At 73.6% G+C, this 14,548-nt stretch carries 10 protein-coding genes; 7 read left to right on the forward strand and 3 right to left on the reverse strand.

Translation table 11 applies throughout. The features are described 5' to 3' along the window. The first annotated feature begins 92 nt into the window (after window positions 1-92). Window positions 93-1,961, forward strand: coding sequence for an endonuclease/exonuclease/phosphatase family protein (locus ACFVHV_RS22410; RefSeq protein WP_380352924.1), 1,869 nt, complete (start codon window positions 93-95; stop codon window positions 1,959-1,961). A 110-nt stretch (window positions 1,962-2,071) separates the two neighbouring features. Further along, on the forward strand, window positions 2,072-2,605 hold the full coding sequence (locus ACFVHV_RS22415; RefSeq protein ID WP_380352926.1) for a GNAT family N-acetyltransferase: 534 nt from the start codon (window positions 2,072-2,074) through the stop codon (window positions 2,603-2,605). A 51-nt stretch (window positions 2,606-2,656) separates the two neighbouring features. Here the strand turns inward: ACFVHV_RS22415 and ACFVHV_RS22420 are convergent, their stop codons facing one another. The 3 genes from ACFVHV_RS22420 to ACFVHV_RS22430 form a co-directional block, all read right to left on the reverse strand. After that, entirely contained in the window at window positions 2,657-5,032 is a 2,376-nt protein-coding gene (locus ACFVHV_RS22420; RefSeq protein WP_380352928.1) for an ATP-binding cassette domain-containing protein, read from the reverse strand. A 179-nt stretch (window positions 5,033-5,211) separates the two neighbouring features. Then, window positions 5,212-5,625: a VOC family protein gene (locus tag ACFVHV_RS22425; RefSeq protein ID WP_380352930.1), complete on the reverse strand. Its 414-nt coding sequence runs from the start codon at window positions 5,623-5,625 to the stop codon at window positions 5,212-5,214. Window positions 5,626-5,792: 167 nt separating this feature from the next. Then, on the reverse strand, window positions 5,793-7,025 hold the full coding sequence (locus ACFVHV_RS22430) for a C40 family peptidase (RefSeq protein ID WP_380352931.1): 1,233 nt from the start codon (window positions 7,023-7,025) through the stop codon (window positions 5,793-5,795). Between the two features lie 310 nt (window positions 7,026-7,335). Between ACFVHV_RS22430 and ACFVHV_RS22435 the strand changes: the two genes are divergently transcribed. From ACFVHV_RS22435 to ACFVHV_RS22455, 5 genes are all read left to right on the forward strand, one after another. Beyond that, window positions 7,336-7,905: a pyridoxamine 5'-phosphate oxidase family protein gene (locus ACFVHV_RS22435; protein WP_380352933.1), complete on the forward strand. Its 570-nt coding sequence runs from the start codon at window positions 7,336-7,338 to the stop codon at window positions 7,903-7,905. Between the two features lie 142 nt (window positions 7,906-8,047). Further along, complete coding sequence (locus tag ACFVHV_RS22440; protein WP_359915040.1) at window positions 8,048-9,004, forward strand: WYL domain-containing protein; 957 nt, start codon at window positions 8,048-8,050, stop codon at window positions 9,002-9,004. 246 nt (window positions 9,005-9,250) lie between these two features. Continuing rightward, a complete protein-coding gene (locus ACFVHV_RS22445) occupies window positions 9,251-10,927 on the forward strand; it encodes an acyclic terpene utilization AtuA family protein (RefSeq protein ID WP_380352960.1) in 1,677 nt (558 codons plus the stop codon). Further along, window positions 10,924-12,522, forward strand: a complete 1,599-nt coding sequence (locus ACFVHV_RS22450) for an acyl-CoA carboxylase subunit beta (RefSeq protein WP_380352934.1) — start codon at window positions 10,924-10,926, stop codon at window positions 12,520-12,522. The genes ACFVHV_RS22445 and ACFVHV_RS22450 overlap by 4 nt, the downstream gene beginning before the upstream one ends. A gap of 15 nt (window positions 12,523-12,537) precedes the next feature. Further along, complete coding sequence (locus ACFVHV_RS22455; RefSeq protein WP_380352935.1) at window positions 12,538-14,544, forward strand: acetyl/propionyl/methylcrotonyl-CoA carboxylase subunit alpha; 2,007 nt, start codon at window positions 12,538-12,540, stop codon at window positions 14,542-14,544. Window positions 14,545-14,548 lie beyond the last annotated feature (4 nt).

Below are 14,548 nucleotides of genomic sequence, written 5' to 3' on the forward strand. Positions count from 1 at the left end.
CTCTACGCGAGTAGCGCGCGCTCGAAGCGCGCCTCCGCCCGGACCGCCGTGCCACGCCAGTGCCGCACGACGGAGCTAGGAGTCCAGCCCCGGTGACCACCGCCCCCGCACCCCGCCCCCGCAGAGCCCTGCTGCGCGCCGCCCTGATCCCGGCCTCGCTGGCCGCCTCGCTGGTGCTCGTCCCGCTGCCGGTGGCCAACGCCGCCGCGCCCGCGACCCCCGCCCCGACCGAGGTCGGCCCGCTGCGGATCCACGACATCCAGGGCGGCACCCGGATATCCCCGCAGGCCGGCAAGCCCGTCACCGGCGTGCCCGGCATCGTCACCGGCGTGCGCGCGTACGGCAGTTCCAAGGGCTTCTGGCTCCAGGACCCGAACCCGGACGCCGACCCGGCCACCAGCGAGGGCGTCTTCGTCTTCACCGGCGGCAACCCGACCGTGAAGGTCGGCGACTCGGTGCTGGTCAGCGGCAAGGTCACCGAGTACTACCCGAACTTCAGCGGCGGCTCGCAGTCCCTCACCGAGATCTCCGCCCCGGGCGTCACCGTCCTGTCGGCCGGCAACCCGCTGCCCGCCCCGGTGGTCGTCGACACCCGCAACATCCCCGGCACCTACGCCCCGCCGGCCGGTGCGGACGGCTCCGTCGACGGCGTGGCGCTCAACCCGGAGAAGTACACCCTGGACTTCTACGAGTCCCTGGAGGGCATGCTCGTCCAGGTCAAGGACGTCCGGGTGATCCAGGCGACCGACAAGTACAACGAGCTGTGGGTCGCCGCCGACCGCCAGGACCAGCGCAGCAAGCGCGGCGGCGTCCTGTACGAGTCCTACCGCGAGCCCAACGTCGGCCGCCTGATGATCCAGCAGCAGGCCGCGGTCACCCAGCAGCCCTTCCCGGTCGCCAACGTCGGCGACGAGCTGACCGGCACCACCACCGGCCCGCTGGACTACAACAACTTCGGCGGCTACACCCTGGTCGCCGGCACCATGGGCACGCTGAAGGACAACCACCTCCAGCGCGAGGTCACCGCCCAGGCGACCGACCGCGAGCTCACCCTCGCCACCTACAACGTGGAGAACCTGGCCCCGGGCAACCCGGACGCCAAGTTCGCCGAGCTGGCCCAGGGCGTCGTCACCAACCTGCGCTCGCCCGACATCGTCGCCCTGGAGGAGATCCAGGACAACAACGGCGCCAAGAACGACGGCACGGTGGACGCGAGCCAGACCGTGGCCAAGTTCATCGCCGCGATCAAGGCGGCCGGCGGCCCGGCCTACGACTGGCGCTCGGTCGACCCGCAGGACGGCAAGGACGGCGGCGAGCCCGGCGGCAACATCCGCCAGGTGTTCCTGTTCAACCCCCAGCGGGTGTCCTTCACCGACATCCCCGGCGGCGCCGCCACCTCCGCCGTCGGCGTGACCGGCACCGGCGCGAGCACCGCGCTGACCGCCTCGCCCGGCCGGATCGAGCCGAACGACGAGGCCTGGACCAACAGCCGCAAGCCGCTGGTCGGCCAGTTCTCCTTCCGCGGCAAGAAGGTCTTCGTCATCGCCAACCACTTCAACAGCAAGGGCGGCGACCAGGGCATCGACAGCCGCTTCCAGCAGCCGGTCCGCAGCTCCGAGGTGCAGCGGATCAAGCAGGCCACCGTGGAACAGGCCTTCGTCGCCCAGCTGCTGGCCGCCGACAAGGAGGCCAAGGTCGTCTCCCTCGGCGACTTCAACGACTACCAGTTCTCGCCCGCGCTCGGCGCGCTCACCAAGGACGGCGTGCTGCGCGACCTGGTGAACGAGCTGCCGGAGACCGAGCAGTACTCGTACGTCTACCAGGGCAACTCCCAGGTGCTGGACCACATCCTGGTCAGCCCCGAGGTCGGCTACGCCAAGTACGACGTGGTGCACATCAACGCCGAGTTCGCCCAGCAGGCCAGCGACCACGACCCGCAGGTGGTCCGCATCAAGCCGTAGGGCCGCACGGAGCCGTAGGGCCTCGGGAATCCGGGGCCCGGGCACGGCTATCCTGCCTCCGCCGCCGGTGATCACCGGCGGCGGAGGCAGTGTCGTGCGACGGGGAGACCATGGACTACCGGATCGAGCGGATCGGGCGCGCGGACTGGCAGCGCCTGCGGAAGGTGCGGCTGGCCCAACTCCTCGACACGCCCCTGGCCTTCGGCGAGACCCACGAGGACGCGAGCCGCCACGGCGAGGGCGAGTGGATGGCCCGGTGCGGCTGGGTCAACGAGCCCGACCGCCTCGGCCTGGTCGCGGTGGACGCCGCGGGGGAGTGGGTCGCCACCATGCTGTCCGTCCCGAACCGGAGCCAACCCGGCGCGCTCGACCTGATCGGCGTCTGGGTGGACCCGGCGCACCGCGGCCGGGGCCGCGGCGTCGCCGACGCCCTGCTGGACGCGGTGCTCGCCTGGGCGCGGGTCCGGGGCGCCGGGCGGATGCTGCTCGGGGTGCACGAGGCGAACCCCCGCGCCGCCGCCTTCTACCTGCGGCGCGGGTTCGCCTACACGGGACAGGAGACGCCGTACGTGCTGGACGTCTCGGCGCGGATCCTGGAGATGGCGCTCCCGCTCGACCGGGCGGGAGCGGATCGGCCCCGGTAGGGCGCGGCCCGGGCGCGGCTCGGCCCAGGTGCCCGGGTGCCCAGGTACGGCTCAGCCCAGGTACTGGGCCAGCGCCTCGCCGGTCAGTGTGGAGCGGGCGGCGACCAGGTCGGCCGGGGTGCCCTCGAAGACCACCCGCCCGCCGTCGTGGCCGGCCCCCGGACCGAGGTCGATGATCCAGTCGGCGTGCGCCATCACCGCCGGGTGGTGCTCGATCACGATCACCGACTTGCCGGACTCGACCAGCCGGTCCAGCAGCCCGAGCAACTGCTCGACATCGGCCAGGTGCAGCCCGGTGGTCGGCTCGTCCAGCACGTAGACGCCGCCCTTGTCCGCCATGTGCGTGGCCAGCTTGAGCCGCTGCCGCTCGCCGCCGGACAGCGTGGTGAGCGGCTGGCCCAGGCTGACGTAGCCGAGCCCGACGTCGGCGAGCCGCTCCAGGACGCGGTGCGCGGCCGGGAGCTTCGCCTCGCCCGAGCCGAAGAACTCCTCCGCCTCCGTCACCGACATCGCCAGCACCTCGGCGATGTCCCGCCCGCCCAGGCGGTACTCCAGCACCGCCGGCTGGTACCGCTTGCCCTCGCAGTCCTCGCAGGTGGTGGCCACCCCGGCCATCATCGCCAGGTCGGTGAAGACCACCCCGGCGCCGTTGCAGGTCGGGCAGGCGCCCTCGGAGTTGGCGCTGAACAGGGCCGGCTTCACGCCGTTGGCCTTGGCGAAGGCCTTGCGGACCGGTTCGAGCAGACCGGTGTAGGTGGCCGGGTTGCTGCGCCGGGAGCCCTTGATCGCCCCCTGGTCGACGGAGACCACGCCCTCCTCGCGCGGGATCGAGCCGTGGATCAGCGAGCTCTTGCCGGAGCCCGCCACCCCGGTCACCACCGTGAGCACCCCGAGCGGGACGTCCACGTCCACGTCCCGCAGGTTGTGGGTGTCCGCGCCGCGGATCTCCAGCTTCCCGGTGGGCTTGCGGACGTCCTCCCGCAGCGCCGTCCGGTCGGACAGGTGACGGCCGGTCACCGTGCCGCTGGTGCGCAGCCCCGGCACGTCGCCCTCGTAGCAGACCGTGCCGCCGGCCGTGCCCGCCCCGGGGCCGAGGTCGACCACGTGGTCGGCGATCGCGATGGTCTGCGGCTTGTGCTCCACCACCAGCACCGTGTTGCCCTTGTCGCGCAGGCGCAGCAGCAGCTGGTTCATCCGGTCGATGTCGTGCGGGTGCAGGCCGGTGGTGGGCTCGTCGAAGACGTAGGTGGTGTCGGTGAGCGAGGAGCCGAGGTGGCGGACCATCTTGACCCGCTGGGCCTCGCCGCCGGAGAGGGTGCCGGAGGGGCGGTCGAGCGAGAGGTAGCCGAGGCCGATCTCCACGAAGGAGTCCAGGGCCTGCCGGAGCGTGCCGAGCAGCGGCGCCACCGACGGCTCGTCGAGGTCGCGGACCCAGGCGGCGAGGTCGCTGATCTGCATCGCGCAGGCGTCGGCGATGCTGATCCCGGCGATCCGGGAGGAGCGGGCGGCCGCGCTGAGCCGGGTGCCCTCGCAGTCGGGGCAGGCGGTGAAGGTGACGGCCCGCTCCACGAAGGCCCGGATGTGCGGCTGCAGCGCGTCCTTGTCCTTGGACAGCATCGACTTCTGGATCTTGGGGATCAGGCCCTCGTAGGTGAGGTTGACGCCGTTGACCTTGACCTTGGTCGGCTCCCGGTACAGGAAGTCCCGCATCTCCTGCTCGGTGAACTCGCGGATCGGCTTGTCCGGGTCGAGGAAGCCCGAGTTGGCGTAGACGCCGACCGTCCACCAGCTGTCCGTCTTCCAGCCGGGGATGGTGAACGCGCCCTCGGAGATCGACTTGCCGTCGTCGTACAGCTGGGTGAGGTCGATGTCCGAGACGCTGCCGCGGCCCTCGCAGCGCGGGCACATGCCGCCGGTGATGCTGAAACTGCGCTGCTCCTTGACGGTCTTGCCGGCGCGCTCGACGGTGACGGCGCCGGCACCGCTGATCGAGGGCACGTTGAAGGAGAAGGCCTTGGGGGAGCCGATGTGCGGGGTGCCGAGGCGGCTGAAGAGGATGCGCAGCATCGCGTTGGCGTCGGTGGCGGTGCCGACGGTGGAGCGCGGGTCGGCGCCCATCCGCTGCTGGTCGACGATGATCGCGGTGGTCAGGCCTTCGAGGACGTCCACCTCGGGGCGGGCCAGCGTGGGCATGAAGCCCTGGACGAAGGCGCTGTACGTCTCGTTGATCAGCCGCTGGGACTCGGCGGCGACGGTGTCGAAGACCAGCGAGCTCTTGCCGGAGCCGGACACCCCGGTGAACACCGTCAGCCGGCGCTTGGGGATGTCGACGCTGACGTCCTTGAGGTTGTTCTCGCGTGCGCCGTGCACGCGGATCAGGTCGTGGCTGTCGGCGAGGTGCGGCTGCGCGTCCGTCCGCTCGGTCATCGTTCTCTTCGCTCCCTGGCTCTCGGCGGTCTGTGGAGGGGCCTGCTGGGCGGGCCCGCCCCTCGGCCGCCGTCGGTGTGCTCGAACCGTTCGATCCAACCATCGATCCGGCCGGGATCGAACGGGTTTCGGGTGCAGCCGACGAGGGGCGGGGCGGGCCCGGTGCCCGTGGGTCCGGCTCAGCCCAGTTCGTTGAAGCGGACCATGTTGCCCGCCGGGTCGCGGAACGCGCAGTCGCGGACGCCGTACGGCTGCTTGGTCGGCTCCTGGACCAGCTCGGCGCCGCCCGACTTCAGCCGGTCGTACACGCCGTCCAGGTCGCGGGTGCCCAGGACGACCCGGGCGTAGGTGCCCTTGGCCATCATCTCGGTGATGGTCCGCTGCTCCTCCTCGGTGCGGCCCGGGTCGGCGGACGCCGGCTCCAGCACCAGGGAGACGTCGGGCTGGCCGGCGGGGCCGACGGTGATCCAGCGCATCGGGCCGCCGCCGACGTCGCTGCGCACCTCGAAGCCCAGCAGATCGCGGTAGAAGGCGAGGGAGGCCTCGGGGTCGGTGTGGGGGAGGAAGGTCCAGTGAATGGTGATGTCGCTCATGACTGCAACGCTAGGCGCGCACCCCGGCCGGGCGCTTCTCGAATCCTGATCGGTCCGGGCGGCCGCGAAATCTCCTCGGGGGAAGCGGCCGTGCCGGCCGCGGCCCCAGGGGAGGGGCTGCGGCCGGCACGGCCGGAACGGGTCCTGAAACGGGTTCTGAACAGGTCCTAGCAGTCGGGGATGGTGGTGCCGTTGTTGTCCTTGGCCACGTCGCTGCCCCATCGGGACAGGTAGTAGGCGGACACCCACTGGCCGGCGGGGCCGCCGTCCGAGTCGGTCTTCAGCCACCAGTGGTTGTAGCCGGCGCCGCCGGAGACCTCGCGGCCCCACGCCTTGCAGTAGACGTAGTTGGTCCCCTGGTACAGCGTCCCGGTGGCGCTGGTGGAGGTCGGCGAGGCGTAGACGTTCGCGGTGGCGTTGGTGTCCACCCAGTACTTGCCGGTGGCGGGCGGGGTGCCGCCGCCCGGGCAGTCGGGGATGGTGGTGCCGTTGTTGTCCTTGGCCACGTCGTTGCCCCACCGGGACAGGTAGAACGCGGACACCCACTGGCCGCCGGGGCCGCTGTCCGGGTCGGTCTTCAGCCACCAGTGGTTGTAGCCGGCGCCGCCGGAGACCTCGCGGCCCCAGGCCTTGCAGTAGACGTAGTTCGTGCCCCGGTACAGCGTTCCCGTGCTCGTGGTGGAGGTCGGGGAACCGTACACCGGCGCGTTGGCGTTGGTGTCCACCCAGTACTGGCCGCTGTTCGACGGGGGCGGGGTGGTGGGCGGCGTCGTCGGGGAGGTGCTGCCGGGGCCGTACAGCCGGATCGCACCGTAGTAGTCGCCGTGCGAGGAGAGCGCCGCCACCTGGACGTAGCCGCCGGAGTAGGGGGCCTCGACGATCCAGCCCTGCCCGAGGTACATCGCGACGTGGTGGATGGTGGAGGCGGTGTTGCCGAAGTACACCAGGTCGCCGGGGAGCAGTGGTGCGGTCCCGTCCGCCCGGTAGTAGCGGGCGACCGCCCGGGAGGTCGGCCACTGGGTCCGGGTGGTGCCGTTGATGACGTCCGCGCCGACCGCCAGGTCGTAGGCGTAGCGGACCATGCCGGAGCAGTCCAGGCCGCGGACGTTGCAGTCGTTGGGGGCGCCGTTGGCGGGGTCGCAGAGGCCGTACGTCGGACCGGGCTGCGAGCCGTGGCCGCCGCCCCACGAGTACGGGGTGCCTATCAGCCCGCAGGCGGAGCGGACGGCGGCGGTCGCCTGCGGCGCCGCGCCGGTGGAGAGCACCCCGCAGGCGGGTGCCGCCTGAGCGGCTCCGGCCCCGGCGAAGAACACGCCGACCGACACCAGCACCGACAGCAGAGCCGCCCACCGCAGGGGGGCGACCAGCCACCGCGACAGAAGGTTTACGCGCGTAGTCATGGTCGCGAATCTTTCCGGAGGCGCTGACTCCGGGTCAATGGTTCGGCGGCACACGGATCCTGGGGTTCCGGTAGTTGCCGGTTCGCTGGTCACGGGCGCGGAAACCGGCAACTGCGCGGCAGGCGGCGAGGGCGTTGCCGGGGTGATCCGCCGAGGGCCGGGAACCCGTCGCGCCCGCGGAAGTCGCGGGGGAAATACGACAGAGGATGTCGGGTTCTGCGGAGACAGTGGGGTCACCGGCCGGCGCCGAGACGCCGGCCGGGACGACGCACGGAAGACCCACGGAAAGACGCACGGAAGAAGGACCCCCATGCGCGAAACACCCGACGAGCTGCGCCGGCTCCAGGCCCTCCTCGACACCTCGCTCTCCCGCTCCACGGCGCACCTGCGGTCGATCATCAGCAGCGAGCGCACCCTCACCGCCGGGCAGCTCACCGGCGTGCTCACCGGCATGTGCACGCTCGCGCTGTCCACCGTGACGGCGAAGGGCGAGCCCCGGATCAGCGGCGTGGACGGGCACTTCCTGCACGGCGCGTGGCACTTCGGCACCGCCCGGGGCGCCGCCAAGGCGCGGCACCTCGCCGCCCGGCCCGCCGCCAGCGCCGCGCACCTGCGTGGGGAGGACCTGGGCGTGTTCACCCACGGCACCGTGGAGGTCCTCAACCCCCACGACGGCGAGCCGGCCGCGGACTGGCCGGACCTGCTCGCGTACTTCCGGGACTTCTACGGCGCCGACGCCTTCGACTGGGACAACGACGTGGTCTACTACCGGCTGCATCCGCACTGGATGGCCGCGTTCGCCCCCGACCCCGCCGAGCTCGGCGAGGCCGGCGAGGCCGGCAAGGCCGGCCAGCTCGGCGGGAGGGCGGAGGAGGCCTGACCCCGTCCGCACCGGACCCGTCCGCACCGGGCCCGCCCCCGGGCCGGGGCGGGCCCACGGCGCCGCGCCCGGCGAGAATGGTGCCGGCGCCGCCGTGGGACCACCGGGCGCCCGACGACGGCGGACGAGCGGAAGGAGCGACGTGCGGGCGAGCCGGGCCATCGCGCTGCTGCTGCTCCTCCAGTCCCGGCGGGCGATGACCGCCGCGGAACTCGCGGTCGAGCTGGAGGTCTCCGAGCGCACCGTGCAGCGGGACGTCGCCGCCCTGGTCGAGGCCGGGGTGCCGGTGTACGCCGAACGCGGCCGGGGCGGCGGCTACCGACTGGTCGACGGCTACCGCACTCGCCTCACCGGCCTCGAACGCGCGGAGGCGGAAGTCCTGCACCTGGCCGGCCTCCCGGGCCCGCTGCGCGACATGGGCCTGGCCGGGCGGGCCCTGGCCGCCCGGCTGAAGGTCGCCGCCGCGCTCGGCGACGCCCCCGCGGCCGCCGTCCAGCGGTTCCACCTCGACGCACCGGCCTGGTTCCGCGAGGCCGGGACGCCCGCGCTGCTCGCCGAGGTGTCGCGCGCGGTGTGGGAGGACCGGGTGCTCCACGCCCGCTACGCGGCGCGCGGCGGCACCCGGGACCGGCGGCTGGAGCCGTACGGCCTGGTCCTGAAGGCCGGGCAGTGGTACGCCGTGGCGCGCGGGCCCTCCGGCCGGTTCGGCTCGTACCGGGTGGACCGCTTCGAGACCGCCGAGGCCGGCGAGGAGCGGTTCGAACGCGACCCGGAGTTCGACCTCGCCGAGCACTGGGCCGCGGCGGCACGGGAGTTCACCCGCGCCATGCTGCGCGAACGGGCCCTGGTGCGCCTGAGTCCGTTCGCCGTGGAGAACCTCGCCGTCCTGCTGGAAGCGACCGCCGCCGCCGACGCCCTCGCCACCGCGGGCCCGCCGGACGCCGACGGCTGGGTCACCGTGACCCTGCCGGTCGAGAGCTGGGACATCGGCTTCTTCGAACTCCTCCGCCTCGGCCCGGAGGCCGAGGTCCTCCAACCACCCGAATTCCGCGCCCGCCTCGCCGAGGCCACCCGCCGCGCCGCCGCCCTCTACACCTGACGGGCGGTCTCCGGGGAAGCGCCCGGCCGGTCGCGGCCGGCAACGGCGGAGGGCCGCGAGCAGCGCAGGTGCAAGAAAACAAGCAAGCATGATTGCTTTTTTCTGTCGACGGTGCCACGCTGCTGCCCGGTGGCGCCCGTCCGAGGGCGCGCCCAACTCACCGGCAGGGGAGGCGCCTTGGTGCGCGACGGCACGGTACTGCGGATCGGCAACGCCTCGGGGTTCTACGGGGACCGCTTCACCGCGATGCGGGAGATGCTCACCGGCGGGCCGCTGGACGTGCTCACCGGGGACTACCTGGCCGAGCTGACGATGCTGATCCTCGCCCGGGACCGGCTGAAGGACCCGTCGCTCGGCTACGCCCGGACCTTCCTGCGCCAGATGGAGGAGTGCCTCGGCCTGGCCCGCGAACGCGGCGTGAAGATCGTGGTCAACGCGGGCGGCCTCAATCCGGCCCGGCTCGCCGAGGAGCTGCGGGCGCTGGCGGGGCGGCTCGGGGTCGAGACGGCCGTCGGCCATGTCGAGGGCGACGACCTGCTTCCGCGCCGGGCCGAACTCGGCCTGCCGGGCGGTCTGTTGGCCGCCAACGCCTATCTCGGCGGGTTCGGTATCGCCGCCTGCCTGGCCGCCGGCGCCGACGTGGTGGTGACCGGCCGGGTGACGGACGCGGCACTGGTCGTCGGCCCCGGGATCGCCCACTTCGGCTGGACCCCGGAGGACCTGGACGCCCTGGCCGGCGCCGTGGTGGCCGGGCACGTCCTGGAGTGCGGCGCCCAGGCGACCGGCGGCAACTACGCCTTCTTCCGCGAGCACGACGTCACCCGGCCCGGTTTCCCGCTCGCCGAACTGCGCGCCGACGGCTCCAGCGTGATCACCAAGCACCCGGGCACCGGCGGCGCCGTCACCACCGGCACCGTCACCGCCCAACTCCTGTACGAGACCGGCGGACCGCACTACCTCGGCCCGGACGTCACGGCCCGGCTGGACAGCGTGCGGCTCACCGGGGAGGGCCCGGACCGGGTCCGGATCGACGGCGTGCGCGGCGAGGCCCCGCCGCCCACCCTGAAGGCGGGCCTCAACCGGCTCGGCGGCCACCTCAACGAGGTGGTGTTCGTCCTCACCGGCCTGGACATCGAGGCCAAGGCCGACCTGGTGCGGCGGCAGTTCGCCGACGCCCTGCCGTCCGACGCCCGGCCCGCCGAACTGCGCTGGACCCTGGCCCGCACCGACCACCCGGACGCCCCGACCGAGGAGGGCGCCTCCGCCCTGCTGCGGCTGGCCGCCCGCGACCCGGACCCGGCCAAGGTCGGACGCGAACTCGGCAAGGCGGCCGTCGAGTTGGGTCTCGCCGGGTACCCGGGCTTCCACCTCACCGCCCCGCCCGGACCGGGCGCGCCGTACGGCGTGTTCAGTGCCGCGCACGTCGACGCGAAGGCCGTCGAGCACACCGCCGTGCTGCCGGACGGCCGCCGGATCGCCGTACCGCCGGCGCCCGTCACCACCGCGGCCCAACAGCCCCACCGGGCCCGCCCGGTGGAGGCCGAGCTGCCCGAACCGCTGCCGGCCGGCCCCACCCGGCGGGCGCCGCTCGGCCTGGTGGCCGGCGCCCGCAGCGGCGACAAGGGCGGGGATGCCAACCTCGGTGTCTGGGCCCGCTCCGCGGACGGCTGGCGCTGGCTGGCGCACGCCCTCACCGTCGAGCGGCTGCGCGAACTCCTGCCGGAGACCGCCGGGTTGAGCGTCACCCGGCACGTTCTGCCGAACCTGCGCGCGGTCAACTTCACCCTCACCGGCCTGCTCGGCGAGGGCGTCGCCGCCCGGCACCGCTTCGACCCGCAGGCCAAGGCCCTCGGGGAGTGGCTGCGCTCGCGCCACCTCGACATCCCGACCCTGCTCCTGGACAGCCCGGAGGCCCCGCTGTGACCGTCCTGACCACCCGTGTCGACCCGGCCGGGCCCGATCACGCCGAGCACCGCGCCGCGATGGTCGCCAAGCTCGCCGAACTCGACGCCGAGCACGCCAAGGCGCTGGCGGGCGGCGGCCCCAGGTACGTGGAACGCCACCGCAAGCGCGGCAAGCTGCCGGTCCGCGAGCGGATCGAGCTGCTGGTCGACCCGGACTCCCCGTTCCTGGAGCTGTCCCCGCTGGCCGCGTGGGGCAGCGATCACCCGGTGGGCGCGGCCCTGGTCACCGGGATCGGCACGATCGAGGGCGTGGAGTGCGTGATCACCGCCAACGACCCGACGGTGCGCGGCGGCGCCAGCAACCCCTGGACCCTGCGAAAGGCCCTGCGGGCCAACGAGATCGCGCTGAACAACCGCCTCCCGCTGGTCAACCTGGTCGAGTCGGGCGGCGCCGACCTGCCCAGCCAGAAGGAGATCTTCATTCCCGGCGGCGCCCTCTTCCGCGACCTCACCCGGCTGTCCGCCGCCGGAATCCCCACCGTGGCCGTGGTGTTCGGCAACTCGACGGCCGGCGGCGCCTACGTGCCGGGCATGTCCGACCACACCGTGCTGGTCAAGGAGCGCGCCAAGGTGTTCCTCGGCGGCCCGCCGCTGGTCAGGATGGCCACCGGCGAGGAGGCCGACGACGAGTCGCTGGGCGGCGCCGAGATGCACGCCCGCGTCTCCGGCCTGGCCGACCACTTCGCGGTGGACGAGGCGGACGCGCTGCGGATCGCCCGCCGGATCGTCGCCCGGCTCGACCACCGCAAGCCCGGCCCCGGCCCGGACCGGCTCGCCGAACCGCCCGCGTACGACGAGGAGGAACTGCTCGGGATCGTCCCCGGCGACCTCAAGGTGCCCTTCGACCCGCGCGAGGTGATCGCCCGGATCGTCGACGGCTCCGACTTCGACGAGTTCAAGCCGCTCTACGGCACCAGCCTGGCCACCGGCTGGGCCCGCCTCCACGGCTACCCGGTCGGCGTGCTGGCGAACGCCCAGGGCGTGCTGTTCAGCCAGGAGTCCCAGAAAGCAGCCCAGTTCATCCAGCTGGCCAACCAGCGGGACACCCCGCTGCTCTTCCTGCACAACACCACCGGCTACATGGTCGGCAGGGACTACGAGCAGGGCGGCATCATCAAGCACGGCGCGATGATGATCAACGCGGTCGCCAACTCGAAGGTCCCGCACCTGTCGGTCCTGATGGGCGCCTCGTACGGGGCCGGCCACTACGGCATGTGCGGGCGGGCCTTCGAGCCGCGGTTCCTGTTCGCCTGGCCGAGCGCCAAGTCTGCGGTGATGGGCCCGCAGCAGCTCGCTGGAGTGCTGTCGATCGTCGCCCGGCAGTCCGCCGCGGCGAAGGGACAGCCCTACGACGAGGACGCGGACGCGGCGATCCGGGCGATGGTCGAGCAGCAGATCGAGGCCGAGTCGCTGCCGGTGTTCCTCTCCGGCCGGCTCTACGACGACGGCGTGATCGACCCGCGCGACACCCGGACGGTGCTCGGCCTGTGCCTGTCCGCGATCCACAACGCGCCGGTCGAGGGTGCGCGCGGCTACGGCGTCTTCCGACTGTAAAGGACCCCCGAGACGATGATCACCAATCTGCTGGTCGCCAACCGGGGTGAGATCGCCCGCCGGGTCTTCCGCACCTGCCGGGAGCTCGGCATCGCGACCACCGCCGTCCACTCCGACCCGGACGCCGGCGCCCCGCACGTGCGCGAGGCCGACGCGGCCGTCCGGCTGCCCGGCGCCGCGCCCGCCGACACCTACCTGCGGGCCGACCTGATCGTCCGGGCCGCGCTCGCCGCCGGGGCCGACGCAGTCCACCCCGGCTACGGATTCCTGTCCGAGAGCGCGGACTTCGCGCGGGCCGTGCAGGACACGGGACTGCTCTGGATCGGCCCGCCGCCGGCCGCGATCGCCGCGATGGGCTCCAAGACCGCCGCCAAGGAGCTGATGGCCGCGGCCGGGGTGCCGGTGCTCGGCGCGCTGACCGAGCCCACCGAGGCCGACCTGCCCCTGCTGGTCAAGGCCGCGGCGGGCGGCGGCGGGCGCGGCATGCGGGTCGTCCGGAGCCTGGCGGACCTCCCCGGCGAACTGGCGGCCGCCCGCGCCGAAGCGGCCAAGGCCTTCGGCTCGGACGAGGTGTTCTGCGAGCGCTACCTGCCCGCCGGACGGCACGTCGAGGTCCAGCTGCTGGCCGACGCCCACGGCACCGTCTGGGCGGTCGGCGACCGCGACTGCTCGCTGCAGCGGCGGCACCAGAAGGTGATCGAGGAGGCCCCGGCCCCCGGCCTGCCCGCGGAGGTGCGCGCCGGCCTGCACGCGGCGGCCCGCGAGGCGGCCAGGGCGATCGGCTACACGGGTGCCGGCACCGCGGAGTTCCTGCTCACCGGGGACGGCCGGTTCTTCTTCCTGGAGATGAACACCCGCCTGCAGGTCGAACACCCGGTCACCGAGGCCGTCACCGGGCTGGACCTGGTGGCGCTGCAGCTCGCCGTCGCCGAGGGGGAGGCGCTGGCGCCCGAGCCCCCGGCCTCCGGCGGCCACGCGATCGAGGCGCGGCTCTACGCCGAGGACCCGGCCAAGGACTGGCAGCCCGCGACCGGGACCCTGCACCGGCTCGAACTCACGCTCCCGTACCAGGAGTTCACCGGAGCCGGAGCCGGAGCCGGAGCAGGCACAGGCACAGGAGCCGGAGCAGGCGCAGGTGCAGGAACGGGCACGTTCACCGGACGAGGCACCGGACTGCGGCTGGACTCCGGAGTGGAGGCCGGCAGCGAGATCACCCCGCACTACGACGCGATGCTCGCCAAGGTGATCGCCTGGGCGCCCACCCGCGCGGCCGCCGCCCGCCGGCTCGCCGACGCGCTCGCCCGCGCCCGCATCCACGGCCCGGCCACCAACCGGGACCTGCTGGTGCGCGCCCTGCGCCACCCGGCCTTCCTGGCCGCGGAGCTGCACACCGGTTTCCTGGCCGAGCACGCGGCCGAACTCACCGCCCCGGACAGCAAGGGCGCCGACCGCGCCACGCTGGCCGCCGCCCTCGCCGACGCCGCGGGCCGCCGCGGCGCCCTGCCCTCCGGCTGGCGCAACCTGCCCTCGCAGCCGCAGCTCAAGCGCTACCGGGCCGAGGACGGCACCGAGACGGCCGTCCGCTACCGGCTGACCCGCGCAGGCCTGCTGGCCGAGGACCACCCGGGCGTCGAGCTCGTCGAGGCCGCGCCGGACCGGGTGGTGCTGTCCGAGGACGGGCTGCGACGCACCTACCGGGTCGCCCGCTACGGCGACCGGGTGCACGTCGACACCCCGGCCGGCGGCACCGTGCTCACCGCCCTGCCGCGCTTCCCCGACCCCACCGTCCGCACCGAGCCCGGCGCGCTGCTCGCCCCGATGCCCGGCACCGTCGTCCGGGTCGTCGCCGCCGTCGGGGACACCGTCACCGCCGGCCAGCCGCTGCTGGTGCTGGAGGCGATGAAGATGGAGCACCGCGTCGCCGCCCCGTCCGACGGCACCCTCGTCGAACTGCGCGCCACCCCCGGCCGGCAGGTCGAAACCGGCACCCTGCTGGCCGTCGTCCAGCCCATCGAAGCCTGAGGAA

The organism is Kitasatospora sp. NPDC127116 (genome assembly GCF_042677365.1).
GTDB classification, from domain to species: domain Bacteria; phylum Actinomycetota; class Actinomycetes; order Streptomycetales; family Streptomycetaceae; genus Kitasatospora; species Kitasatospora lactacystinica.